26 protein-coding genes and 1 pseudogene are annotated in these 26,192 nt (G+C 50.4%); 15 read left to right on the top strand and 12 right to left on the bottom strand.

The genetic code is table 11. The annotated features are described in order from the left end of the window. Positions 1 to 11: 11 nt before the first annotated feature. Complete coding sequence (locus tag DW922_RS08925) at positions 12 to 896, bottom strand: ABC transporter substrate-binding protein (RefSeq protein WP_118726386.1); 885 nt, start codon at positions 894 to 896, stop codon at positions 12 to 14. Positions 897 to 1,228: 332 nt separating this feature from the next. On the opposite strand from DW922_RS08925, the gene DW922_RS08930 reads away from it, so the two are divergent. From DW922_RS08930 to DW922_RS08990, 14 genes and pseudogenes are all read left to right on the top strand, one after another. Next, positions 1,229 to 2,098 carry a polysaccharide deacetylase gene (locus DW922_RS08930; protein WP_118718777.1) on the top strand — a complete coding sequence of 290 codons (870 nt, stop codon included), beginning with the start codon at positions 1,229 to 1,231 and terminating at the stop codon, positions 2,096 to 2,098. Next, positions 2,095 to 2,931 carry a polysaccharide deacetylase gene (locus DW922_RS08935; protein WP_118726387.1) on the top strand — a complete coding sequence of 279 codons (837 nt, stop codon included), beginning with the start codon at positions 2,095 to 2,097 and terminating at the stop codon, positions 2,929 to 2,931. The genes DW922_RS08930 and DW922_RS08935 overlap by 4 nt, the downstream gene beginning before the upstream one ends. Continuing rightward, positions 2,924 to 4,318, top strand: coding sequence for an MATE family efflux transporter (locus DW922_RS08940; RefSeq protein WP_118718775.1), 1,395 nt, complete (start codon positions 2,924 to 2,926; stop codon positions 4,316 to 4,318). Before DW922_RS08935 ends, DW922_RS08940 begins: the two co-directional genes overlap by 8 nt. 12 nt (positions 4,319 to 4,330) lie before the next feature. Beyond that, positions 4,331 to 4,915, top strand: coding sequence for a TetR/AcrR family transcriptional regulator (locus tag DW922_RS08945; RefSeq protein WP_118726388.1), 585 nt, complete (start codon positions 4,331 to 4,333; stop codon positions 4,913 to 4,915). Positions 4,916 to 5,435: 520 nt separating this feature from the next. Further along, positions 5,436 to 6,971: a sodium/proline symporter PutP gene (gene putP / locus DW922_RS08950; RefSeq protein ID WP_118726389.1), complete on the top strand. Its 1,536-nt coding sequence runs from the start codon at positions 5,436 to 5,438 to the stop codon at positions 6,969 to 6,971. A 269-nt stretch (positions 6,972 to 7,240) separates the two neighbouring features. Further along, positions 7,241 to 7,420, top strand: a pseudogene (locus DW922_RS18400) (hypothetical protein); the annotation flags it as partial. Further along, positions 7,394 to 7,555 carry a hypothetical protein gene (locus tag DW922_RS18405; protein ID WP_347560293.1) on the top strand — a complete coding sequence of 54 codons (162 nt, stop codon included), beginning with the start codon at positions 7,394 to 7,396 and terminating at the stop codon, positions 7,553 to 7,555. The pseudogene DW922_RS18400 and the gene DW922_RS18405, both read left to right, overlap by 27 nt. Positions 7,556 to 7,717: 162 nt before the next feature. Beyond that, complete coding sequence (locus DW922_RS08960) at positions 7,718 to 8,620, top strand: LysR family transcriptional regulator (RefSeq protein WP_118726391.1); 903 nt, start codon at positions 7,718 to 7,720, stop codon at positions 8,618 to 8,620. Positions 8,621 to 8,822: 202 nt separating this feature from the next. Further along, positions 8,823 to 10,448: a nickel ABC transporter substrate-binding protein gene (gene nikA / locus DW922_RS08965; protein WP_118726392.1), complete on the top strand. Its 1,626-nt coding sequence runs from the start codon at positions 8,823 to 8,825 to the stop codon at positions 10,446 to 10,448. Positions 10,449 to 10,575: 127 nt separating this feature from the next. Continuing rightward, positions 10,576 to 11,517 carry a nickel/cobalt ABC transporter permease gene (gene opp1B / locus DW922_RS08970; protein ID WP_118726393.1) on the top strand — a complete coding sequence of 314 codons (942 nt, stop codon included), beginning with the start codon at positions 10,576 to 10,578 and terminating at the stop codon, positions 11,515 to 11,517. Positions 11,518 to 11,519: 2 nt separating this feature from the next. Continuing rightward, positions 11,520 to 12,341: a nickel/cobalt ABC transporter permease gene (opp1C, locus tag DW922_RS08975; RefSeq protein WP_118540213.1), complete on the top strand. Its 822-nt coding sequence runs from the start codon at positions 11,520 to 11,522 to the stop codon at positions 12,339 to 12,341. 3 nt (positions 12,342 to 12,344) lie between these two features. Beyond that, on the top strand, positions 12,345 to 13,283 hold the full coding sequence (locus DW922_RS08980) for an ABC transporter ATP-binding protein (protein WP_118726394.1): 939 nt from the start codon (positions 12,345 to 12,347) through the stop codon (positions 13,281 to 13,283). After that, complete coding sequence (locus DW922_RS08985; protein WP_118726395.1) at positions 13,277 to 14,107, top strand: dipeptide/oligopeptide/nickel ABC transporter ATP-binding protein; 831 nt, start codon at positions 13,277 to 13,279, stop codon at positions 14,105 to 14,107. Before DW922_RS08980 ends, DW922_RS08985 begins: the two co-directional genes overlap by 7 nt. 32 nt (positions 14,108 to 14,139) lie before the next feature. Next, entirely contained in the window at positions 14,140 to 15,216 is a 1,077-nt protein-coding gene (locus DW922_RS08990) for a succinylglutamate desuccinylase/aspartoacylase family protein (protein WP_118726396.1), read from the top strand. Positions 15,217 to 15,255: 39 nt separating this feature from the next. On the opposite strand, the gene DW922_RS08995 is transcribed toward DW922_RS08990, so the two are convergent. Together DW922_RS08995 and DW922_RS09000 are read right to left on the bottom strand one after the other, a co-directional pair. Further along, positions 15,256 to 16,041 (bottom strand): SLC13 family permease, encoded by a 786-nt coding sequence (locus DW922_RS08995; RefSeq protein WP_243032159.1) that lies wholly within the window; start codon positions 16,039 to 16,041, stop codon positions 15,256 to 15,258. A 14-nt stretch (positions 16,042 to 16,055) separates the two neighbouring features. Next, the gene (locus DW922_RS09000; RefSeq protein ID WP_118726397.1) at positions 16,056 to 17,210 is read right to left on the bottom strand and encodes a PrpF domain-containing protein; all 1,155 of its coding nucleotides are present in this window, start codon (positions 17,208 to 17,210) and stop codon (positions 16,056 to 16,058) included. A 250-nt stretch (positions 17,211 to 17,460) separates the two neighbouring features. Between DW922_RS09000 and DW922_RS09005 the strand changes: the two genes are divergently transcribed. Then, complete coding sequence (locus DW922_RS09005; RefSeq protein WP_118718769.1) at positions 17,461 to 18,372, top strand: LysR family transcriptional regulator; 912 nt, start codon at positions 17,461 to 17,463, stop codon at positions 18,370 to 18,372. Between the two features lie 27 nt (positions 18,373 to 18,399). On the opposite strand, the gene DW922_RS09010 is transcribed toward DW922_RS09005, so the two are convergent. The 9 genes from DW922_RS09010 to DW922_RS09050 all read right to left on the bottom strand — a co-directional run bounded on the left by DW922_RS09010 (position 18,400) and on the right by DW922_RS09050 (position 26,181). After that, a complete protein-coding gene (locus tag DW922_RS09010) occupies positions 18,400 to 19,452 on the bottom strand; it encodes an NUDIX domain-containing protein (protein WP_118726398.1) in 1,053 nt (350 codons plus the stop codon). 33 nt (positions 19,453 to 19,485) lie between these two features. Then, a complete protein-coding gene (locus tag DW922_RS09015) occupies positions 19,486 to 20,310 on the bottom strand; it encodes a GNAT family N-acetyltransferase (RefSeq protein ID WP_118726399.1) in 825 nt (274 codons plus the stop codon). A gap of 14 nt (positions 20,311 to 20,324) precedes the next feature. Then, complete coding sequence (locus DW922_RS09020; protein ID WP_118726400.1) at positions 20,325 to 20,843, bottom strand: peptidylprolyl isomerase; 519 nt, start codon at positions 20,841 to 20,843, stop codon at positions 20,325 to 20,327. A gap of 163 nt (positions 20,844 to 21,006) precedes the next feature. Continuing rightward, positions 21,007 to 21,510, bottom strand: a complete 504-nt coding sequence (gene bilS / locus DW922_RS09025; protein WP_118726401.1) for a flavodoxin family protein BilS — start codon at positions 21,508 to 21,510, stop codon at positions 21,007 to 21,009. A gap of 139 nt (positions 21,511 to 21,649) precedes the next feature. Further along, the gene (locus tag DW922_RS09030; protein ID WP_118726402.1) at positions 21,650 to 21,904 is read right to left on the bottom strand and encodes a hypothetical protein; all 255 of its coding nucleotides are present in this window, start codon (positions 21,902 to 21,904) and stop codon (positions 21,650 to 21,652) included. A gap of 2 nt (positions 21,905 to 21,906) precedes the next feature. Continuing rightward, entirely contained in the window at positions 21,907 to 22,104 is a 198-nt protein-coding gene (locus DW922_RS09035) for a helix-turn-helix transcriptional regulator (protein WP_118540225.1), read from the bottom strand. A gap of 111 nt (positions 22,105 to 22,215) precedes the next feature. Then, positions 22,216 to 22,737, bottom strand: coding sequence for a hypothetical protein (locus DW922_RS09040; RefSeq protein WP_118540226.1), 522 nt, complete (start codon positions 22,735 to 22,737; stop codon positions 22,216 to 22,218). Positions 22,738 to 22,916: 179 nt separating this feature from the next. Continuing rightward, positions 22,917 to 24,338 (bottom strand): magnesium transporter, encoded by a 1,422-nt coding sequence (mgtE, locus tag DW922_RS09045; RefSeq protein WP_243032160.1) that lies wholly within the window; start codon positions 24,336 to 24,338, stop codon positions 22,917 to 22,919. A gap of 547 nt (positions 24,339 to 24,885) precedes the next feature. Beyond that, positions 24,886 to 26,181: a TolC family protein gene (locus DW922_RS09050; protein ID WP_118726403.1), complete on the bottom strand. Its 1,296-nt coding sequence runs from the start codon at positions 26,179 to 26,181 to the stop codon at positions 24,886 to 24,888. Between the last annotated feature and the right edge of the window lie 11 nt (positions 26,182 to 26,192).

Here is a 26,192-nt window from a genome sequence, read left to right on the forward strand (position 1 = left end):
TTTCTTTTGCTTTAATCAAGGATGAACTGCTCACTTAAATGCTCTGCGATGATCTTGTCCAGCTCACCGTCAGACATCATCTCCTTCAAAGTATTGTTGAAGGTCTCATAGTACGGGGATTCTTTCGGGAAACCAATTGCGAAGCAGTCATCGGTCTTGTCCAGAAGGCTCATCTTTAACTCATCGTTGTTCTTTAAGAACTCGCTTGCACCGGCACCATCGATGATGCAGGCATCTGCACGTTTGCTCTTAACCTCCTCGATGCAGGCCGGGCTTCCCTGAATACCAACTGCGTTTACATCCGGGATGCTCTCTGTTACCTGCTGGTAGTTGGTACCGAATACATATGCTACATTTTTGCCCTGGAGGGAATCCAGATCCGGGTAGTCATCCTCTGCGCGGTAAACGATCGCATTTCTCGGATAGAAGAAGATTTCAGAGAAATCCAGAGTCTTTTCACGTTCTTCGGTCGGTGCCATACCGCCGCTGCAGAAATCGATCTGGCCAGCCTGGATCGCTGCCATCAGGCTCTTGAACGGCATATCTACGAATTCAACGGTTCCGCCGTTTTTCTCTACGATCTCGTTTATGATATCGATGTTCATACCTACGTAGGTCTTGGTTCCGTCCGGAGCCATCTCGATGGACTCAAACGGTACGAAGGTTGCGGAACATCCAACCTTTACGGTCTTTCCTGCGAATGGGTTATCTGCAGATACCTCAGCCTCGCTGCTCTCTGCCTCACTGCTTTCCTCTGCGGTAGTCTCCTCCGCGCTGCTTGCTGCCTGCGCCTCGGTTGGTGCCGCGGTGGTCTCAGCTGGCTTGCTGCTGCCACATCCGGTCATAATAGTTGCTGCCAGCATTGCACCGGCTGCCAGAAGAATATGCTTTTTCATAATAGAGTCCTCCTCATTTGTGTGTAAATATACATTGGTTTCCGTCTGTTTTTCATCGGAACCATGCATAAAAATTAACATTTCGACTGATTATATCACGTTTAACTGACGTTTTCAACCAAATTCCTGCATAATATTCATAAGTTTCCATACTTAATATTCATAAGACTATTCACACCCGGTTATACCTGTCCAGAGCAGTTGACATTGCCATTTCTCCTGTTTATAATCGAATTACGTGTAAGACGATCTTCCTATATAAATGCAGCGGGATCCCCCTTTGGGATCACAACACTGCCCTGCTTTTTAGGGCGATTGGAAAGGAGCAAAAAATGTATACTGCAGATGGAAAGACAAACGGACCAGCCTTTTCCTGGCCGGATGGCAAACGCATCGCTGTCATGGTTACGTTTGATTATGATGCTGAATTTTTACGGATGTCCCGGGCGAAAAGTAAGGGAACCTCCATTGGTTTTACGGATTTTTCAAGAGGCCAGTACGGCCCTCACGAGGGACTGGCCAGGTGTCTGGATATGTTAGACACCATGAATATCAAATCGACCTTTTTTGTACCTGGTGCTGTCATTGAAACCTACCGGGATACGGTAGAAGAAATTCACCGGCGCGGCCATGAGCTGGCCTGCCACGGCTACCAGCACGAATCCAGCCCGGAGCTGACCCGGGAAGAAATGGAAGAGATCCTGGATAAAAGCGAAAGCCTTCTTTTTGATATCACTGGGAAAAAGCCGGCCGGACACCGCGCCCCGGAAAGCGTGCTTCAGGACTTTATGCCGGAGCTTTTAGCGAAGCGCGGATACCTTTACAGTTCCTCCATGAAGGACTGCGACTGGGCTTATCTCTGGGAAAAGGATGGGAAGGAGCTTCCCCTGGTCGAGCTTCCAAACGATATTACCATGGATGACTTTACCTATTACTATTTCACATTCAGCGATCCGGCAGTCCGCTGTATGTACCCGAACCGTGAGGTTTACGGCAACTGGAAGCAGGAATTCGATGCGCTGGCCCTGGAGGGCAATAAGATCTTTATCTTAAAGCTGCATCCACAGATGATCGGCCGCGCCAGCCGCATTGGCATGGTTGGCGAGCTGATCGCCTACATGCAGGACCATGGTGCATGGATCGCTACCTGCGAAGAGGTAGCGCGTTATGTACAACAGCAGAATGGAGGAAACAAAGCATGATGAACTGGCCTGATAAAAAACGGATTGCCGTCATGATGGCATTTGACCTGGATGCAGAAACCATGTGGACCACACACGGAGATGGAAGCACCGCCCATATGACCAACCTCTCCCGCGGCGCCTATGGCCCCAAACAGGGCGTTCCGAGAATCCTCGATATGCTGGACAGCCACCAGGTGAAGGCAACCTTCTTCATTCCCGGAGTTGTAGCTGAGCATTACCCGGAGGTCGTAAAAGAAATCGCCCGCAGGGGACACGATATCGGATTCCACGGCTATCTGCATGAGGAATCCACAAAAACCACTTATGAACAGGAAGACGCCACCATGTGCCACAGCGAAAAGATCATCTACGATCTGACCGGCCAGAAAATTGCCGGACACCGGGCACCCGGCGGTGTGATCCACGATTACAGCCTACGCCTGTTTCTTGAACACGGATATATTTACAGCAGCAACTGGCGTGACAGCGATGGGCCATTCCTTCACCAGATTGACGGAAAAACAGTTCCTCTGGTTGAGCTTCCGAAGGACTCCATCTTCGATGATACTGCCTACGATTTTTACACGGACGCTGCCCCGGAACGCTACGGCTTAAAATCTCCGGATGAAATGTTTGAGATCTGGAAGGACGAATTCGACTCCCTGGCTGTGGAGGGCCGCATGATCAACTTCGTCCTGCATCCACAGTTTGTCGGACGCGCCAGCCGGGTACAGATGCTCAGCCGCCTGATCGGCTACATGAAATCCCATGGTGCATGGATCGACACCAACCGGGCTGTAGCCTCCTGGGTCTTAAAAGAAAACGGCTTCCAGGTACCGGAGCATGAGTAAGCAGACACCCGACATTCTTTCCGCACAGGCCCAGAAGCATATTAATCTTACTATCTTAAAACTGGCATGGCCTGCGATCTTGGAACAGTTTCTGATCTGCATGGCTTCCCTGGCAGATACAGCCATGGTTGGCTCCATCGGCGCTTCTGCCACAGCGGCAGTTGCCGTCAATATTTCCAGCATCTGGCTGATCAACGGCTTCATCACCTCCTTAAGCGTAGGCTTTTCTTACCTGATCTCCCACGCTGTCGGCTCCGGAGATGAAGCCCGATCCCGCCAGATCACCGCACAGGGACTGGTGTGCTCTGCCATACTCGGCCTGCTGCTTGCCCTGGGTGTAGAGCTGGTCTGCCACCCGCTTCCGATCTGGCTTGGTGCCGCACCGGAGGTCATTCCCCAGGCCCAGCGCTATATGCAGATCATCGGTTACGGCCTGACCGCCCAGACCCTCTCGGTGGTGCTTTCCGCCATTTTCCGCTCTGCCGGAAACACCCGGATCCCGCTGGCCGCCAACTTGACCTCTAATGCCGCAAATATCATCGGAAACTTCTTCCTGATCTACCCGGCGCGTACCCTGTCCTTTGGTGGTCATACCATTTCCGTCTTTGGCGCCGGGCTGGGTGTTGCCGGGGCAGCCTGCTCCACCATGCTGTCCCAGATCTTTCTGCTGGTCATCCTGCTGGTATTTTTGACTACAGCAAAAACCCCGGTCCGTCTGAACCTGCTCCGGGCCGGTTACCGGATTGAAAAGCAGGTGCTCAGGCAGCTCTTCCACATCAGCATTCCGGTGCTTCTGGAACGCCTGACCCTGACCTCCGGACAGGTCGCCCTAACCGCCATGATCTCCGGACTTGGCACCATCTCCCTGGCCGCCCATTACTTAACCAACCAGACGGAGGGGCTTCTTTACCTGCCTGCATACGGCTTTGCCTACACCGCCACCGCCCTGGTCGGACAGGCGCTGGGGGCCGGACGAAAAGATTTCGCAGACCGCTTTGCATTCCGTATCTGCTGGATCGGTTCTGCTGTGATCATCGCGGCCTGTGTGCCGGTTGCCATGTTCTCGCGGCCCATCATCAGCCTGTTCAGCCGGGAACCGGAGGTGATCGCACTAGGAAGCCAGACCTTATTTATCGCCGCAGCTACGGAAATCTTTTTCAGCTTTACCGTCATCGCAGGCGGGATCAGCCGTGGTTCCGGCGATGTCCGCTTTTCCCTCCTGGTCAGCATCATCGGCATGTGGGGACTGAGGATCGGGCTGGTATGGCTGGCGATCCATCCGCTCGGACTGGGTGTTGCCGGCGTATGGCTGGCGATCGCTGCAGACTGCTTTATCCGCATGGTGCTGTGCATCTGGCGTATCAAAAGCAGAAAATGGAGAAAATGACAGGAGAATATTATGGCAAAGAAAAACGCACGAAATACCCGCGGCAAGATCGTAAATGCCGCATGGAAGCTCTTCTATGAGCAGGGCTATGAGGATACAACGGTAGAAGAGATCATCGACCTGTCCGGCACCTCAAAGGGGTCCTTTTACCACTATTTTGACGGTAAGGATGCGCTTCTCTCCACCCTGAGCTCCCTGTTCGACGAAAAGTACGAGGAGCTGACACAGGAGCTCACGCCGGAAATGACTGCCATGGACCAGCTCCTCTTCTTAAACCAGGAGCTGTTCCGGATGATCGAAAACAGCATTTCCTTAGATCTTCTGGCGCGGCTTTATTCCACACAGCTTACCACCAACGGGGAAAAGCATCTGCTGGACCATAACCGGATCTACTATAAGCTTCTCAAAAAGATCATTGCCAAAGGGCAGGCAGACGGCCAGCTCAGCACCCGCTCCAACGTCAACGAGATGGTAAAGCTTTATGCCCTCTGTGAGCGTGCCCTGCTCTACGACTGGTGTCTCTGCTCCGGCGAATATTCCCTGGTGGAATACGCCGCAAAGGTAATGCCTGGATTTTTAAGCAGCTTTCAGCCTTAACCGGTTGGAGGCTTTTTTTATTTCATAGGAAAGTGCGTCCTATGAAACCAAAAACGCTCCGCGAGGATCGCACTGCGGCGGAAAGGAATCATGTCGCCATTGCGACCCGCCGCAGGCGGAGAATCCTGCAACGCAGGATTCTTTCTTATATGGCATATTGAAATGACATCCATGGCGCATCCGATGATCGTAAGGCAATTTCTGTTTCGCATACTGAAAATTTTTCTATCAGGCTTCAAATGCTTCGGTCTGCAAAAATATATCTTTTCGTATGTTTTCTATTTTTATAATTCGTCTAGTTTATTTTTCTTTTATTTAAGCTATTTTTATTTATTATACATTTCAATCGTACAGTATTAATTCTATACATTATTCTGTATTGTAGTCTATTATAAGCTATGCTATAATCATCCACATCATGTTGCTGGAGACAAGCACGCGAACGACACAGAATATGAGCACTATTCACGGATAGGGATTACGTTCACGCAGACAGCAACAAAATGAGGAGGAAAAGATTATGTTATCAGGACAGGCTGGAATCCTGGCTGCCATCGTGATCTATCTTGTCGCAATGGTATACGTTGGATTCTATTTCAGCAAACAAGGCAGCGGTGATTCCGCTGATGATTTCTACTTGGGCGGCCGCAAGCTTGGACCGTTCGTCACCGCCATGAGTGCAGAGGCCTCTGACATGAGCAGCTGGCTCTTAATGGGTCTGCCGGGTGTCGCTTACCTTACCGGTATCGCAGACGCAGGCTGGACCGCCATCGGTCTTGGCCTTGGAACCTACCTAAACTGGCTGATCGTGGCACAGCGTCTTCGCCGTTACTCCGTTGTGTGCAATGCCATCACAATCCCGGACTTTTTATCCAGACGCTACCATGACCATAAAAATATCCTGATGTGCATCTCCGCGATCATCATCCTGATTTTCTTTATTCCGTATACCGCATCCGGCTTTAAAGCCATCGGAACCCTGTTCTCCAGCCTGTTTGGCGTGGATTACCATATGGCCATGATCGTCGGTGCGATCGTCATTGTCGGCTATACCGTTATGGGCGGTTTCCTGGCGGTATCTACCACCGACCTGATCCAGAGTATCGTTATGACGATTTCCCTGATCGTGATCGTGTTTTATGGCATTCACATGGCTGGCGGCTGGGATGAGGTCGTAAACAATGCAACCTCCATGGCTGGTTACCTCTCCATGACACAGATTCACGACCGTGCAAGCGGAAGCGCTGCTCCGTACAGCCTGCTGACCATCGTTTCTACTCTTGCATGGGGGCTTGGCTATTTCGGGATGCCGCATATCCTGCTCCGTTTCATGGCGATCGAGGATGAGAAAAAGCTGGTCCTCTCCCGCCGGATCGCAACCGTATGGGTGCTGATCTCCATGTGCGTTGCCATCCTGATCGGTATCATTGGTTACGCCGCTTCCGTAGCCGGCGCGATCCCGCTCTTTACCCAGAGCTCTGAGTCCGAGACCGTTATCATCCAGTTTGCGCATCTGTTGGGACAGCACAGCTTCCTGCTTTCTCTGATTGCGGGTGTCGTACTGGCTGGTATCCTTGCATGCACCATGTCTACTGCAGACTCCCAGCTGTTGACCGCAGCTTCCGGTGTTTCCCAGAACCTGTTACAGGATTTCCTAAAGATCAAGATGAGCACCGCAGCTTCCATGATGGCTGCCCGCCTGACCGTTGTTGCCATTGCCGTTATTGCGATCTTCCTGGCATGGAACCCGGACAGCTCCGTATTCTACATCGTATCCTTCGCATGGGCCGGTTTCGGCGCAGCATTCGGACCGCTGATGCTCTTCTCCCTGTTCTGGAAGCGCACCAACCTGCAGGGTGCCCTGGCTGGAATGGTAGCCGGAGGCGTGATGGTCTTCGTATGGAAGTATCTGGTCCGCCCGATGGGTGGCACCTGGAACATTTACGAGCTGCTCCCGGCATTCGTTGTATCCGCACTCGCCATCGTGATCGTATCCCTGGCAACCAAGGCTCCGTCCGAAGAGATCTGCAGGGAGTTTGATTCTGTAGGGAAATAAGAAATAAAATCTCCGAAAAGAGTGATTGACTTTCAAAAAAACTTTGCTATAATAAAGCACATATTTATTTCGTTCGTATATCACAAGTGCAAGAACAAGGGCGTTCCGGTCTATGACTGGAGCGCCCCTTTTTGTATATCGGAAATAAATATAATAATCCCCATTACAGTTAAGGAGGCTGGTTGTATGAAAAAGCTGGAAATCATCATCAAACCCGAAAAGCTGGAAGACTTGAAAAGTATTCTGTACCCAACAAGGAGGTCACGATTATGGAAAACATCTTAAATGAAGTATTTGGCATCTGGTTTCTGATCGGTGCATCATTTGTATTTTTTATGCAGGCAGGATTTGCCATGGCAGAGCGCACCAATTTCTTATCTTACTGCATCTACTCCGGCATTATTTCTGCTGTTGTTTATCCGATCGAAGCGCACTGGATCTGGACCGGCGTAACCATGTTCATCGTCTTCAAGGTAATCGATAAAATCTTCGGACTGCGCGTCGCCGATCAGGAGCAGTTAGATGGACTGGATATCCATGAGCATGGTATGAATGCATATTATGGGTTCCGGATTGACAAATAGAAATCGTATAATAAATGAGTTTTTTTCTCAATATGAGTTATTTTCAGGGAGACACCACCGTCCGGCGGTTGTCTCCCTTCTTTTTTTCTGCTATAGTGGTTAGCATATACTTACTTTTATTTAATACACCAATCTGCGCACGCATCGCATACGGAGGTTTTTATGGAACTACGACAACTGGAATATTTTATGATCACCTGTGAGAAAGGCAGTTTTAACCAAGCCGCAGAATGTCTCTACACCACCCAGCCCAATGTCAGCAAGGTGATCAGTTCTCTGGAAAAGGAACTGGGGCGCCCGCTTTTTGAGCGCAGCAGCCGCGGGATCCGCATCACCCCCTATGGGGAAGCTGTGCGGGAATATGCCCAGAATATTCTTCACAATGTCAGCCTGATCGATTCCCTGAGTGACCACAACCAGGGAAAGAAATTCAGCCTTGCCACATATCCCAGCAATATGATTTCCCGTCTTCTCACCGATTTTTATAAAGAAATGGGCAGCACCTACATTGTGGAACACTCTGAGGGAACGGTGGAAGAAATCAGTAACCGGGTAGCACAGGGGCTTTCTGAGATTGGCATTGTCTATATCGCGCAGAAACAGCTGCACCAGTTCCAGCATATCCTTTCCCACAAAAAGCTGAAATTTATCCCCCTGGATGTGAAAGAAGCCTGTGTCTATGTTGGTCCGCATCATCCGCGCTACCACGATGAAAGCATTGATTTTCAGGAGCTCTCCAGCCTTTCTTTTGTGCGCGGTGTCCGTGACTTTTTCTCGGTCGAGCACCATTTAAGCCATGTCAGCCTGGGAGCGATCAGCACGGAACAGCTTCATTATTCTGTCTATACCAACAGTGACCACCTGACCATCAACCTGTTGATGAACACCGATGTCTGCAGTCTCGGCATCAATTTTCTCCATGATCAGTACAAGCAGTACGACGTGCAGCAGCTTCAGATCAACAACTGCGAGCCGTTTCTGCTGATCGGCTACATCTGCTCGGAGGAAGGAAGCTTAAGTGAAGCTGCAAAGTGGTTTATCCGCAATTTTCAGGCGATCCTCTAACAAAATTTCTTCTGGTTATAACAATTTAGAATGACTAAGCCCCTCCAAATTCATCAGTAGTAAGCAATAGCTAACCTGTGTTATACTTCCAGACGTCCGCACAAGCCGGACCAATCGAAACCTTGTTGTTTGTGTTGCTGTTATCCTATACCAAATAGTGACACGGCAATTATTTATTTTTTTATACAGGAGGAAACTGATTATGAAAAAAAGATGGGGCACCCTGCTTCTTGCAGGTCTCTTAGGCACCGCCGTATTAAGCGGCTGCGGTTCATCCGCGTCTGACTCTGCATCCACCACTGCTGCGGATTCTTCCGCAGAGACAACGGGAACTGCTGATACAAAAAAAGAAGACCTGGTCTTTGTAAACTACCGCGATATCCGCGATTTAAACCCGCATTTATATGCCGGCGAGATGTACGCACAGGAAATGCTCTACGAGGGTCTTGTCAACATCACCGCCGATGGCTTTGAAGGCTGCCTGGCAGAAAGCTGGGATGTCAGCGAGGATGGTAAGATATACACCTTCCACATCCGCCCGGGTGTCACCTTCTCCGATGGCGAGAAATGTGACGCGTACGCAATCAAGGCAAACTTCGATGCAATCCTGGAGAATAAAGACCGCCACACCTGGCTGGAGATGATGCATCTGTTAGTCGGCGTAAGCGCTCCGGATGAAAATACTTTTGTGATCGAACTGTCTGAGCCGTATTATCCGCTCTTAACCGAGCTTGGAGTTACCAGACCGTTCGCCATGATCTCCCCGAAAGCCATGAAAGACGGAAGCACCAAGGACGGCGTGGAGGCTTACATCGGTACCGGCCCGTATGTGCTGGATGAGTTCGTGACCGACGAGTATGCCGTATTCAAGGCAAACCCGACCTACTGGGGCGAGCAGCCGGCGATCAAAACCATTACCGTAAAGGTTATCCCGGATAACCAGACCCGTATCCTGGCACTGGAAAAAGGCGAGATCGATATGATCTTCGGAAAGAATATGATCGATGCAGATGCGATCAACCAGTATTTAGACAGTGATAAATTCACCGTGGAGCTCTCTGATCCGACCTCTACCAGACAGATCGTCCTGAATACCACCTCTGACATTCTCTCCGAGAAGGAAGTCCGCATTGCCCTTCAGCATGCGACCAACAAGCAGAATATCTCTGACGGTATCTTTTACGGTCTGGAAAAACCGGCTGATACCTTATTTGCCACCACAGTCCCATACTGCAACATCGATCTGGAGCCGTATGCCTACGACTTAACCCTTGCCGGACAGATTCTCGATGATGCTGGCTGGAAAATGGGTTCCGGCAATGTCCGTGAAAAAGACGGCAAGCAGTTAAACATTGACCTGCTCTACAACAGTGACAGTGTAACTGAGAAGTCCATTGCTGAGTATCTGCAGAGCGAATACCAGACCATCGGTGTTTCCTTAAATATCCACGGCGAGGAGGAACAGTCTTACCGCGATAACATGAAGGCCGGTAACTTTGACATGGTGTTCAACATCTGCTGGGGTACCCCGTACGATCCGCAGTCTTCCCTTGCGGCAATGCGCGCCCCGGTATACGGTGACTATGCAGCACAGCTTGGTCTTGAGGACAAGGCTGAGATTGACTCTGCCATTACCGAAATCCTCATCACGACTGATGAGGCACGGCGTCAGGAGCTTTACACCTACGTGCTGACCCATCTGCATGAAGATGCGGTCTACATCCCGCTGACCTACGAATGCAACAAGGCAATCTACCGCTCCGATATGAAAGGCTTCCACTTCACCCAGACTCAGTACGAGGTTCCGTTCCAGGATTTCTCCTTCTAAGGCGGATGAAAAAGCTTCAAATCAGCGAAACCTATACAGGAAGCCGTCTCCTTTGAGGCGGCTTTCCTTGCATTGCATGTTGTGTCTTTGTGACTGACATATCTGTTTTTCCATGGGAGGTATTATCTTGAAACCATATATCATAAAACGGATCCTGTCTGCGATCCCACTTCTTCTTATTATATCATTTGTATGCTTTGTATTTATCAACCTGATCCCGTCTGACCCGGCGGAGGTTGCCCTGCGTGTCCGCCAGGTTCCGATCATCACAGAGGATGCCATTGCCGAGGTCCGCGCAGAACTGGGTCTCGACAAACCTTATCTGGTGCGCTACTTCACCTGGGTGCTTGACTGCCTGCGCGGCAATTTCGGCATCAGCTACGTCAATCCGACCCGTACCGTTGCCGGAGAACTGCTCCGCTGCATGCCTGCCACCCTGCAGCTTGCCGGAGCGTCCCTGGTCATGGTGATTCTCTTAAGCCTGCCGATTGGCTTTCTTTGTGCCGTATACAAAGATGGCTGGTTTGACCGGATCATGCGCGGCATCGTCTTTATGACTACCGCTATGCCTGCTTACTGGGTTGGACTACTCTTGATGTGGCTGGTTTCCATTAAGCTGGATCTTCTGCCGACCAGCGGAAACGGGACCCTGAAACATCTGATCCTGCCCGCTTTCACCGTATCGTTAAGCTATATTTCCACCTACATCCGTCTGATCCGCAACAACATGCTGGAAAACATGAAACAGGATTATGTACTCTACGCCAATGTGCGCGGACTTCCGCAGAAATCCATCCTGGTAAAACATATCCTGAAAAACTCCATGCACACCTGCATCGTCGCCATCGGTATGAGCATCCCGCAGCTGATCTCCGGAACCATTGTCGTAGAAAACGTGTTTGCGTGGCCGGGACTTGGAACGCTTTGCATCAGTTCTATTTTCAACCGCGATTACCCGGTCATCCAGACCTATGTACTTTTGATCGGTGTTTTATTCGTTGTATTTAATCTGCTGTTCGATATCCTTCAGACAGTGTCGGATCCACGTATGAGAAAGGAGAGTCACTAATCATGCTTCATCGTTTTCTTCATAATAAAACGGCCGTCGGTACGGTCAGCCTGGTTCTGATCGTGGCCCTCATCGGAATTTTTGCCCCGGTCATTGCCCCGCACGACCCATATGCCACCAACATTCTCAACAAATTTGCGCACTTCAGCAGGGAATATCCGCTTGGAACGGACAATCTGGGACGCTGCATTCTCTCCCGCATGATCTACGGCATCCGGCCGACGCTGGGTCTGGCTGTCCTTACCATGCTTGGCACCATCGGCCTGGGCGCCCTGATGGGACTTTTAGCCGGATATTTCCGCGGGATCACGGAGGAGCTGATCATGCGCGTGGTTGATGTAATGCTTTCCTTTCCGAGCCAGATCATGGTATTTGCCGTTGTGGCACTCCTTGGCATCAACGTGCAGAACGTGATCCTGGCCAATGTCTTCATCAAGTGGGCCTGGTACGCCCGCATGATCCGCACCGGTGTCATGCAGTACCGCGACCGGAACTTTGTCCAGTTTTCCCGCTGCATCGGCACACCGGAACGTTTCATCCTCTTCCGGCATCTTGTCCCTTCCATCGCGGCTGACCTGGCTGTGCTTTCTTCCCTCGATGTCGGCTGGGCCATCATCAACATTTCTACCCTGTCCTTTCTGGGACTCGGTGTCCAGGCTCCTACCCCGGAATGGGGTGCCATGCTCAGTGAAGCGAAAAATGTCCTGACCAGCAATCCGGCGCAGATGCTGGTGCCGGGTATCGCCATTGTCATTCTGGTATCTGCCTTTAACCTGATGGGCGATGCCATCCGCGATGTGCTGGATCCAAAGGAGGTGTTGTAATCCATGTCTGCGATCTTAAAGGTTGAAAATTTAAATGTAACACTCACCCAGCGTAAAAGTTCCAAAAAGCTGGTGGAAGAGGTAAGCTTTGAGGTTCGTCCCGGCGAATGTCTGGGCATTCTCGGAGAATCCGGAAGCGGAAAAAGCATGACCGTAAAGTCTGTGCTCGGTCTGCTGGACAAAAATTTCCAGATTTCCGGCCGTGCCATCTTCGACGGGCAGGATCTTTTGCGGGAATCCAAAGAAGAGCTGCGCCGTCTGCGCGGCAGCCGTATCACCATGGTGCTGCAAAATCCCATGACCTGCTTTGACCCGCTCTACCGCATCGGAAGCCAGATGGCAGAGACCTTCGCCACCCATACCACATGGAGCGCACAGGAAATCCGCTCCCACTCTCTGGAAATTCTGGCGCAGATGCGGATCCGAAACGGGGAGGAAGTACTGGAAAAATATCCGCACCAGCTCTCCGGAGGTATGCTGCAGCGTATCATGATCGGCATCGCCATGGCCTTAGAGCCGGAACTTCTGATCGCCGATGAGCCTACCACCGCCATTGATGCGATCACCCAGTATGAAATTCTAGAGGAATTTGTCCGGATCAAAAAAGAAAAGCATACCGCCATGCTGTTTATCACGCATGACCTGGGTGCGATTTCAAAAGTGGCTGACCGCGTTCTGGTCATGAACAGCGGACATATCGTGGACAGCGGGACCTTCGAACACATTCTCATGCATGCCAACGATCCATATACCCGGATGCTGGTAGAAAAACGTTCTGCCGTGATGCACCGCTACCGCCAGGTTTTGCACGGAGACCCAATTTTGAGCCAAAACCAGACCCTGAATAGAAGCCAGGTTTTGAATGAAAAAGGACTTCTGAATGAGAAACAGTTTCTGGACGAAAGCCAGATTTTGAATAGAAAGGAGAATGCCGCATGCTAGAATTAAACGATATCTGTGTCAGCTTCCGCAGTGAACGCCAGGAAAAACTCTTCGGCACCAGCCGTGACCAGATTCTCTTTGATGTATCCCTGAGCGTTCCACAGGGGACCTGCCTCGGCATCCTAGGCGAATCCGGAAGCGGAAAATCCACCCTGGGCCGCGTGATCTGCGGGCTGTTAAAACCAGACCGCGGAGAAGTACGGATCCACGGCACCTCTGTCTATGCTTCCCGGAGTGGACGCAAGAATCTCCAGAAACGCTTAAGCGTCGTCTTCCAGGACTACACAACCTCCGCCAATCCACGGTTCCGGGTAAAAGAGATCATTGCAGAAGGACTTGCAGCAAGGGAACGGAACCAGAAAAACAACGGCGGCATTGCAGGCATCACGAATACCGCACAGCCTGGCACTCCGGCAAAATGGAACCGGCAGGAAGAAACCAGCCATCTTTTAGAGCTTGTCGGTCTCAATGCCTCCTATGCGGACCGCTACCCGCATGAACTCTCCGGGGGACAGCTACAGCGTGTCTGCATTGCGCGGGCGGTGGCCTGCCAGCCGGAAATCATTCTGTTTGACGAGGCAATTTCTTCCCTCGATGCGCACACCCAGGTACAGATCATGGACCTGCTGCGCGACCTGAAAGAAAAGCTTGGCCTGACCTATATTTTCATCACACACGACCTGACTTCTGTGACCTATCTTTGTGATGATGTGCTGTTTCTTTATCATGGTCATGTCACAGAGCACATTCCGGTATCCTGCATTGCGGAAACAAAGGATGCGTATGCGCAAAAACTTTTGAGCTCTATCATTGAATTTGAGTAATGATAAATGTAGCAAAAGGAGATCTTATATCTATGAGACTGTCTGACTTAAAAGCCGGCACCGGAATAAAACAAACACTTCTGCTGCCTGTCACCAGCCCCTATCCCATCCAAATGACCGTCATCTGCGGCAACCACCCCGGAAAAACGCTGGTGGTTACCGCCGGAGTACATGGCTGCGAATACGTCGGCATCGAAGCACTCCGCAGCCTTGGAAACGAATTAGAGCCTGACAATCTTTCCGGGCGCCTGATCCTTCTGCCTCTGGTAAACCCGGAAGGCTTCTATCATGGCGCAAAACAGATCATTCCATCCGACGGCCAGAATCTAAACCGGATGTTTCCCGGAAGTAAAGAAGAGACCTTTTCCAGCCAGCTCGCAAAGATTCTGGAGGAAACCCTGTACCCGGAGGCAGATTTTCTGATGGATCTGCACGGTGGAGATGTCAACGAAGCATTGACTCCGCTGATTTTCTTCCCCACGGCAGTGCCGGAAAAGCTTGCAACGCAATCTGCTCTGGCCGCAGCCGCCCTCTCGGTTCCTTACCGGGTTGCTTCCACCTCAAAAAACGGTCTCTACAGCTGGGCCGCACAATGCGGGATCCCGGCCCTGCTGGTAGAGCGCGGAGAGCGCGGGCTGTGGAGCACAGAGGAAGTTGCTGCATGCAAACATAATGTATATGAGATGATGGAGCATCTCGGGATGCTTCCTGTCACACAAGCAACCGATAACCAGCAAGAGCAGACATCGCTTCGTACAAAAGCGTTTTCAAGACCAACTGAAATCAACGACTCACGTTCTGCAGAAGCACATTCTGAACAAACCGAAATCCGCGAAACACTTTATGCAGAAGCGCCTTCCGAACAAACCGAAATTCGCGAAACACTTTATGCAGAAGCGCCTTCCGACGGTTTCTGGTATCCTGCCATGAAAAAAGCCGGAAAAACCGTTCCAAAAGGTGCCCTGCTTGGCATTCTGAACGATGTTTCCGGCAAAGAAATCTTTCGCTGCATTGCCCCGTTTGACGGTGTCATCCTCTATTTCACCTTAAGTCTCGGTGTAAAATCCGGGGATCCGCTGGTCGCATTCGGAAAGTTGGAGCATATTTAGTTGCTGGGCACGCATGCGTGAACAGTAACCATATTGGATTTAAAAGAGTCCGCCCAGTCCAAATACTCCGACTGCTGCCATAACCACGTTGACACATACATTGGCTACGGAAAGCAGGAACAGGGTGTAGAACATTTTGTTCATTTCCTCGGTGGTGGTCTCACGGGCTGCGGAGTAGGAGGACATGATGATGGCACCTCCGGTAGAAAGCGGGCTGATGGCTGCTGCGAAGGAGGTTGCGGTGATCGCTGCGATCAGTTCTACATAATTCACTCCGGCGAAGCGCTGGCAGATTTCCGCGGAGATCGGGTACAGGGTTGGCATCACCACAGCGGTGGTGGAGCTTACCCAGGACAGGATTCCGGAGGTGGCTGCCATGATTGGAGTTGCGGTATGCTCGGTCATGAAGGAAGCCAGCGTGTCGGAAATCAGGTCAATGCCGCCTAAGAGACTGATCATGTTGACCAGTACACCTACACCGCAGATCATGATCAGGGTGCCCCACGGGATGCTCTTGATGGCTTTCTTCTCATCAGCACATCCAAGCAGAATCAGAACCGCTGCCATGACAAACAGGAAGGTAACACCAACCAGCGTCACAAACATAGAACTGGAAAAGCCTTTTGCCACGTCACTGGCTTTTAACAGCCGCATGGTATCGCCGGATTTGATCTGCAGCTCCACTGCCATTCCCAGAAGCGCCAGCAAAAAGGCGGCTCCGATGGAAAAGAATCCGATATTTATTTTCTTTACAAATCCAACTGCGATTACCATGATTAATACCAGCAGAGAAAGCTGCGGTAAGATTGCCCGAATCATTTCCATAGTATATCCCCCCATTATCTTCTGACTGATGCAACGCCTTCCATTAACAGGTTGGCTGTGCGGAATCCAAATGTATCTTCAATAACCGGCTCCTTCTCCTCTGGCCGGTAATCCACTCCACATTCCAGTACTCCGCCCGGATGTCCAATGCGGATAAACTGGGTATCGGTGTCCGGATTTAAGACCTGCGCTACCACGCTTCCCGGCACAACTGCTGCTGCCGCCGTGCACATGGCTCCGGTCATCGCATAACTCGGATGTGTTTTCTGCATCGACATCATCCGGGAAAGCAGGTCAATTTCTTCTTTCCGGATTGTTGTTCCATCTGCAGTTTCGTAAGTATCCGACTCTGCCACAAAGGTCATCTTCGGAATACCAGGTGTTTCCCATGCTGATTTCTTATAATCATCGATCAGACCAAGTTTCACTGCCGCAAGTCCCCGCACCGTTTCCAGAAGTTCCAGCTTCGCTGCATCCGCATTTAATTCATTCGGATTTTCTTTTCCGGTCAACCCCAAATCCTTTGCTTTTACAAAAACAAGCGGATTCGCCGCATCAACAATGGAAACCTCCACCTCACCGAAGTCCGGCACCATCAGCATATCCACTGCATTTCCGGTTGGAAGCAGACCTTTTCCTAAGGTTCCGGCTGGATTTATAAATTTCAGGCGGATCGGTGATGCCGTTCCTGGAACTCCGGCAATCTGAAAATCACCTGTATAATTCACGCCTTCATCCGAGGTCTTCACATCTGCCGCAATGATTTTTCCCGTATTGGTGTTGTAGATCCGCACGGTAGTCTCGTTCTCTTTCGGTGTGACCAGACCTTTTTCCAATGCAAACGGGCCAACACCGGAAGAAATATTTCCGCAATTTCCTTTGTAGCTGACGATCGGCTTATCAACCGATACCTGTGCAAAGGTATAATCCACATCTGCATCTGCTCTCTGTGAGCTCTTTACGATCGCAACCTTGCTTGTTACTGACTGGGAACCGCCAAGCCCGTCGATCTGTTTGGCATCCGGACTTCCCATGAGACGAAGCAGGATTTCATCCCACGCTTCCTTATCTTTTGGGAGATCGGATTCCAATATGTAAATTCCTTTGCTGGTACCTCCCCGCATGATCGTCACCGGGAGCTTATATACCTGTTCGTTCTGATTCTGCATTTCGTTTCCTCCATCACCTGTGTGTGAAGGCGGCTGGCCATGCCGCCGGTTTCTTAACCGGTACCGTTTTTATGGTTTTATCATAGCATGAGGCCAACTGTAATACAAATTCATAATTTTCATTCAAACTATTCCACGCATCTATAGTTCATGGTATGATATGCATATCGGGTCGCAAGCAGTTCCTAAACAGATTGCAAAACCGAAAACACGATTCTATGACCATGTTAAATAATTTTGGGAGATTTTTATGGATTTTAAAGACTTATCTTATGTCCTGGCGATCGCCAGATATCAGAATATTACCAAGGCTGCGAATTCTTTATATGTAACCCAGCCGACACTTACAAAATTTCTCCAGAACCTGGAGGCAGAGCTTGGACAAAAGCTGTTCCGAAAGCTGGGACACCGTTTTGTTCTCACCTATGCCGGGGAACGCTATGTAGAAAAAGCTTCCGAGATCCTGAACCTGAAAAAAGAGCTGGACCAGGAAATGAACGACATCGTAAAGAACAATTACGGCTCTTTAAAGATTGCCTTTCCGACCATGCGCGGCACCTACATGCTTCCCTGTACCCTGCCGATTTTCAATTCCTTATATCCCAACGTACGGCTGGAAATTCTGGAGTCACATTCCTATTTACTGGAAGATATGCTGCTGAATGCCGAGGCCGATCTCGCATTTTTCAATCTGCCTGTAAAAAGCCCGGATATTGATTACGAGATCATCAGCCACGAGGAACTGCTCCTGATCTTGCCGCATCATCACCCGCTTGCGGAAATGGGTGTACAAAAACCCGACTGTAAATATCCATGGATGGATCTTAAATATTTAAAAGACGAGCCATTCCTGTTCCAGACTCCGGGACAGCGGACCCAGCAGACAGTAGACCAGCTTTTTAAAGCGGCCGGGATCACCCCGATCATAAAGCTACAGACCAGCAACATCGCCGCAAAGGTCCAGCTGGTAGCAAAAGGCTACGGCTGTGGTTTTGTGACCGAAACCCATTTAAAGCACATCCAGCCGCCGCCTGACATTGCCTGCTTTTCCGTCGGCCCGGAAACCTGCACCACCGTTGATTTTGTGGCAGCCTACCGACGCGGCAGTTATCTGCCGTACCATGCGCAGGAATACATTAAAATTGTAAAAGATTTCACCTGAGACATGACAGGTGAAATCCTTTTGTTGTTAATTTTCATCCAAAACTGTTCCAGCGCAGAGAAACAGCAGTCCTTTTTTCAATGCCTTAAGTTCCTCTATGTTGATGCAGCTGTTCAGCTCTTTCTTTTCGATTTTTTCAATGCAGGTCTGGTAATCCATCCACCTCACGCTCTCAACTTCCTCTTTCGAAAGCTTCAGGTTTTCTTCCTGAAGCTTTTCTCCATCGTACAGATAAACCGCGCTGATCTCGTGATTTTTAAACGGCTGTCCATGAAAAACTTCTTCGCTTTCTGACTGATGCATTTTAACAAAATGGAGTTCTTCTTCTGTTGCCTCGATCCCCAATTCTTCGTTCAGCTCCCGAATTGCTGTCGGCAGATACTCCTCTCCCGCTGCCACATGCCCGGCTGCGGAAATGTCATAACATCCCGGGTAAGAATCTTTATGCTCACTCCGTTTCTGAAGAAGCACCTCCCAGCTGTCCGAGGGACCACGGCGCACGACCCAAACATGAGCAGTTCCGTGCACACTTCCATCGCGGTGGACAACTCCTCTTTCTCTTCGCACTCCGGTTTTCTCCCCTGTCTTCTCATCGAGCACATCAAGAAGCTCCATCTCCTGGCCATCCAGAGAAGCCGAAACAAGCTTATCGTGACCGTCATAGACAAGCTTGAGCGAGAAGAAATCGGTGCGTTCATTCAGAAGACGGAAAAAGATCTTATCGCCCTCCCAGATGTTTAGCTTCACTGCTTCTTCTTTGTCGACCCATGCCAGCTCGCCTTCATTGCATGCGATCGGTTCGCCGGTAAAGGCATCTGCCGTAAAGAGCGACATATATTCTGTCACGCCGTTTCCGGAGACAAAGGTCACAATGGCACGGTATTTCCAGGAGGTCAGCGTATAGCCGGTCTCCTCCCAGACTTCACGGAGCAGACATTCTTCCGGGCTTTCATCTGCCTCAAAATGACCTCCGACTCCGATCCATTTGTCTTTGTTTACATCATTTTTCTTCACGGTACGGTGCAGCATCAGATACTGCCCGTCTTTTTCGATATAGCATAGCGTACTTAGTGAGATCATTGTTTTATGAATACCTCCACAGATAATAAAAACTTATTTTCCACTCAGATAATACTTTACCTGCAGCTTCCGAAGCAGCTGGACCGATGCCGTATTTTCTCCTGCCACGCAGGCACACACCGGACAATCCAGCTCATCCCTGGCATAAGCAAGGATCGCACGGCATGCTTCTTCGGCATAGCACTGACGGCGGTAGGGGTGAAAAACATGGTAGCCGAGTTCCAGAAATTCCCTGTCTTCCATTCCCTTGGCATCTGGAAAGTCATTTTCGGAGTCCACTCTACTTTTCGGTTCGAAGTCATTTCCGGTTTCCGCAACTTTTCCCAGTTGTTCTTCCGGTGCACTTGCCCTTGCAAAATCCCGTTTCTTCGCATTGGATAACCCGGCTTTTCCGATGATCCTGCCATCTGTTTTTCGCACCAGCGCCCAGATTCCATACTCATAAAACCGGTACTGGCCTTTGATATAGGCCTTCAATTTCTCTGTATCGTAAAAAATCTGATCAGCATCCCGTTCCTCCTGTGTAAACCAGGCATCCGGTTCCTCTGGCATACCGGCAATGTCTTCTACGGTAAATTCCCGGATAATCAAGCGGTCTGTTTCTGTGATGATCCAGGGCAGACCGATGTGGCGGAGCACAATGCGTTCTAAATATTCCGGGCAGATGGCATCCGGCGTTGCCAGGTACTCTGCATCCCAGATGTCATCTTCCTGACTTCCTCCACCATGTTCTTCCATGTGTATCAGACCAACAAAAGCTCTCCCTGCTGCTTTCGCGGCAAGGAGAGCTTTTCGTTCGTCAGAAACCACAACCGGATATGCTGTTTTTCCAATCCAAACCGTGTATTCCTGTGTCATATCATTCCTCTAACTTAGCACTTCTCCGGCTCGTCGTACGCTTCACCGAAAGTATCAACCGTCATGCTCTTGATCTTCTGCTCTTTGAGCGGTCTGTCGCTGTAGTCGGTGCGGGTCTCGGCAATCTTGTTTACGACGTCCATGCCGTCAATGACCATACCGAATGCTGCGTAAGCGCCGTCTAAGTGCGGAGCATCTTTGTGCATGATGAAGAACTGGGAACCTGCGGAGTTCGGCATCATGGAACGTGCCATAGAAAGAACGCCTGCGGTATGCTTTAAGTCATTCTGGAAACCATTCTGGCGGAACTCGCCCTTGATGGAATAGCCCGGGCCGCCCATGCCGTTGCCGTTCGGGCATCCGCCCTGGATCATAAAGCCTTTGATGACTCTGTGGAAAATGAGTCCGTCATAGTAGCCTTTCTTTGCCAGGCTGATAAAGTTCTTTACGGTATTCGGAGCAACCTCCGGATATAATTCTGCGCGGATCACGCCGCCGTCTTCCATCGTAATGGTAATCTCTGGATTTTTCATGGATCAAATCTCCCTTCGTGTAGTGCGTTTGGTGTCACAACGCAAACGCTAAGATGGGAAATATTATATCATAAATTCCTCTAATACGCAAATATCCAACTCATGAGGCATGTTCCGTTCTGTATACACGGGTAGTTACCGTTCAGGCAGGTGAACGAGGCCTTCACCCTGTAATCATCCTCCGCAGTCTTTCCAGATCCTCCTGATCCGGGTGGGAAAGCGCCTGATCGAAGTTCTCGATCAGCGCATCCAGATTCGGCTTCGTATCCGGCATCTCCTTCATCTTCACATAGTGGTCCCGCACCGCCTGCGGCATCCTGCCCTGGCACATGTACTCTCCGACCACCGTGTTACTTGCGTCGATGGCCGTGCGGACATTCGCGAGAATCTTCTGATAGTATGCTTCACTGCCGCCGAAGCCCGCGGTGCCAAACAGGAAAATCTTTTTGTTCCGAAGTCTGCCCAGCAGCTCCAGGCACGCCTGATCCGCCGTGCCCTTGTCCGTCCAGAAACCCACATAGATCATCTCTGCATCCGGATCTGCGGATTTCGCCTCCCCGAAGTACGCACACCGCGCGTCCGGCAGTGCCCCTCGAATCATATCCGCGAGCTTCCTCGTGTTGCCCGTCCGACTGCTGAAAATGATGGCATATCTCTCTTCGCTCATCGTCCTGTCCTTCCTTTCATTCTCTTCATTCAATGTCTGCATCCCTCTGCTTCATCGGATGCTTTCTCCTCGTTCGCTTACATGATCGTCTTCATTTTTCGACATCATCCAGGCATTCCGAGCCTCGTTCATCCCTGTTTCACACTTCCAGTATCGCCTTGATGCCTTTTGCACTTCGCATCGCCACGTCCCGGAAGTGATTTCCGGGGTTCAGCTCCCAGCGCACATCCACGCCGAGCTCCTGATAGTGTTGAAGGATCGCCTCCGTATTTTCCTGCACGGTTTTCAGCACCGCATTGAAAACGATCAGTGGCCGGTCTTCTCCCTGCGCCGGATACAGCGTAAGCTCCTTATAAGGAGTCTCTTCCTTTATTTCAAACACTTTTGAAGCCACCTTCACGCCTCCTCCCAGAACAGGTCATCCAGTGTTCGGTTCAGTGCCCTGCAGATTGCGATGCAGAGTCGGATCGTCGGGTTATAATCGCCCTTTTCGATGGCGTTGATGGTCTGCCGCGACACGCCGACGAGATCTGCCAGCTGCTGCTGTGACAGGTCCAGCGCCGCCCGTGCCGATTTCATCTTCAGGTTCTTCATTTCAGCAGACCTCCCACCGATCGACACCGTTTTTCGCGAATTTCATCTTCCCGTTTTCCATCCCACCGCGTCTCTCTCGCATATCGATATAGAATTTCATCATCCGGTTTTTCATTCCGCCGAACCTCCCCGTTTATCCACCCACGCTTTCAGTAGCAGGTTCACAATGATCAGCGCGAAGAACGCGAAGATCAGCAGATAGATGCCGCCATCCCAGGTGAGGACGCCATCGACGATCACGTCGCCAGCATTGGCATGTCCCCGGAAACCCAGGTACTGCATCACCATCACCGCCACCATGAGCACGATCGCGGCGTTCGAGCCCGACGTCTGCCGGATACCCCAGTACGCATCCTGCCAGATATCATAGAGGATGACCACCAGACATCCCACCATAAGGCAGGCCATCATGAGGAGTGAAAACTCGATCGGCAGTGCACCCACGCACTCCTCCCACAGCACCGCTGCCGCAAGCAGTGCGGCCAATGTCAAAAAGCCGTAGCGAAATGCCCTCCCGCGGATCAGCTCCTGCCGCTCATCATAGCCACTGTAGTCCTTATCCTTCTTAAACATAATGATCTTAAATACCTGAACCGCGATAAATGCAGCCGTAAATGCGAAAATATCTGACATATACACCGACCTCCTTCCAACAATATGTAAACTATATCTTACATCTACAGTATATATCAGAGGCGTCATTATGTCAAGAATACTTTACATTTTCGAAGCACCTCAATACAAGCCACAAAAAAGCTGCCCCGGCACATGCAGATGCACAGGCCAGAAACAGCTTTTCAAGTCTTATTCTTTTAATCCGCTAAATGCAGCATCTCGATCAAAAAGATCCAGGTCAGTCCGTAGTAAGAAACCACCGCTACCAGGTCGTTCACCGTTGTGATGAGCGGACCAGATGCTACGGCCGGGTCTACGCCGAACTTTTTAAACATGATCGGGATCACCGTACCGGATACACTGGAAATGATCATGGCCGCAAGAAGTGCCACGCCGATGCAGCCGGAAACTGCGAATGCAAAAAACGGAGTCATTCCCTTTGCAATCGCGATATAAGCACCGATCGCAACGAAAGAAAGAATGCCAAGGATCAGTCCGTTGCACATGCCGACTCTCGCTTCCTTAAATACCAGGCCAAGTTTCTGCTTGCCATCCAGGTTCTCATCCATCAGCACACGGATGGTCACTGCCAGGGACTGGGTGCCGACGTTTCCGGCCATGTCCAGAATCAGGGACTGGAAGCAGATCACAATGGTCAGCTGCGCTACCACACCCTCAAACAGACCAACCACACTGGAAACCACAAGACCAAGGCCAAGTAAAATGATCAGCCACGGCAGACGCTTGTGCACGCTCTGGCGGATCGGCTCGTTTAATTCCTCCTCAGAAGCAAGACCTGCTAACTTTGCGTAGTCATCGCCCATCTCATCATCGACAACCTGAACGATGTCCTGCGCAGTGATGACACCAAGGATCTTGTTGTTCTCATCCAGTACCGGGATGGAATCCTCGGAGTAGTCCTTCATGCGCTCGATACAGTCTTCGATCATCTCACGGGCATACACATATGGGTAAGACTCCATGATGATATCATCCAGGCTGCTGCCCTCTCGGGCAATGATCAAATCCTTTAAGTCGATTGCACCGCAGAACGTGTGCTGGTCATCGGTTACATATAAGGTAGAAATATTATCGTTTTCTGCCGCCTGTGCAACCAGCTCCCGCATCGCTTCACGGACACTGATTCCAGCTTTGATCTCAATAAAATTCATGCTCATGCGGCTTCCGATCTCATCTTCATCGAAAGACTCCAGCATGGCAATGTCGCGCTTGGATTCATTGTCAATCAGGTCAATGAGCATATTGCGCTCCGGCTTTGCCAGGCGCTTAAGCAGCGCTGCTGCCTGATCAACTTCCATGCAGGAAAGAACCTCAACCTTCTTTCTTGCATTCAGTTCCTCAAAATAAATTTCTGCGTTATCCAGATATTCAAAAATATCAGAAAGCTGTTCCGCGTCTAAAATGCGGTATAAACGCTCTCTCTCATCTCTTGTCAGCACCTCGAAAGAGGATGCGATATCATTCTCATGGTAGTCGGAAATCCGGTCCTTTAATACACGCGGGGATACGTTGCTCCGCATGATCTGCTCCAGTTCCGTCTGGTAGTCACGTACCTGAACTGCCACGTCTTTGTTCTCGTTCTCGTTCATCTTTTCCATGCCTGCTCCTTTCTCTGCCTGCGAAAAAGTCTTTCTCTTTCTCACAGCGTTTTGTTCTCACGGCTGTCATCCGTGGAACCGGAGCATTTTTGATCTGCGCAAACCTGCTGTATTTTTCCAGAAAAATCTCCTGTATTCTTCACGTTTTCTTAACAATAGATTCAAAAAACAAGAAAGAAAAACAGCAGCGTGTTTCCGCAAATAAAAAATGCCATTACCGGTTTCATCTGAAAATGGGCAATGGCAGACACACGCAAATACAGCCTGATCCGTGCAGTACACCTGGGATGCAGGGACTACCGATCAGACAGTTTTCCTATCAAAATCTAAACTCAATTCGTGTGAGAAAACGGACAGCGGATTCAGACAGGCTGTCGGTCTTCTTTTCTCTTCCATTGCCGCTCATTCGCTTATAACTGTCCGCGACGTCCATTTCCTCACCTCCTTATAAGTGCACGATCAATAAATTCCTTCTAAACTATACTACAGCATTTTTTTTGCGTCAACCACAGAATTTTTAATTTGATAAATTTCTTGCTATCGCATCCTAGGACACGCCTTTCACGGTCCAGTTATACGTCTCCCACGCCTGATTGAGTTGAACCACTGCGCTCTCCTTTGCATCCAGCGCACTGTAATAATCCGCTACGCCCTGCAGATAATCACTCTGGGAAAGCATGCCGGCCTGCTGTTTTTTCTGCAGGAATGCGTACGTGACAGACGCACTTTCATAGGCATCTTCCGCTCCTTCATACTCAAGCTTTGCAGCCTTTAACTGATCATACAGGCTCTGCATCTGAGAACGCACCGTTCCCTCGGCCTGACTTTCCTGATTGGATTTGACAGATATTTCTGTTGCGGTTCCCGCACTCTGGTGGCGGGTATTCTGCACACTGGCGCTGTTACCGATGGCCTGCTCCACATCCGTATTGAAATCCACATCGTCGATGGCAGAAAAATCCGGAAGCGGCACGCTTCCGATGGTGATATCTGCACTGGTATCCAGGCCCAGGGCAGAAAGCAGGTTAAAGCGGGCATTTGCCGCCTGCTGCTGGTAGGATTCATACCGGTTTTTTGCGCTTGCCATGGTGTCGGCTGCCGCCATCACATCGGCTGCCGTTGCCATGCCTGCACTCTGTTTTTTTAACGCTGCCTGGTAGCTGCTCCGGGCTGCCTCGTAGTTTTTCTGTTCTGCCTGCGCCTTGGTGTTCATCTGGTTATAGGTACGCATCAGGCTCTGCGCTGTCAGAATGTAGCTGTCTATCGTCTTCTGCCTGCTTACCGACTGCGTCTTCGTTTCCAGGGATTCTAGCTGTTTGGTGATCTGGGAAATGGACATGCTGAGGCGGGAAGCATTCATTTTGTAAACGGCCTTCGTTTCTGCGTCATCCTCATACTTCTCCTGCATGAATTTCATGTAGTCCCGCTCGGTTTCCAGGGTGGAAAGCATGTTCTGGTAGGTTTCCTTGTTGCTGGTATAGTTTTCCAGGGAATTTTTTAAATTCCGGTTGTTCTGCACCAGTTGTTCCAGGTTATTGTAATCTACCGAAGTTACAGACTGAGTGGTCTGTTCTGCATTTTGTTCTGCGGTTTCTGCACTCTGTCCGGAAGCAGTCTCTGCTGTCTCTTCTTCCGCAGTCTGGCCGGAATCTGTCTCTGCAACCTCTGCCCTCGCAGAAAGAGAAGTACAGGGAAGGCTGAGCATACCAAAAGCAATCGCAAGAAGCAGTGCAGCCCGGATGCCAACCTTTTGGGGCATATGGAATCCCTGCTTCGCCTGCCGCTTCCAGCTTTGCGGACAAGACAACTCAGGCAAACGATTTTCATTTTGTTTTCTCTTCATAAACCGCTCCT

It is taken from the genome of Clostridium sp. AM42-4 (genome assembly GCF_003480105.1).
Lineage (GTDB): Bacteria > Bacillota > Clostridia > Lachnospirales > Lachnospiraceae > Brotaphodocola.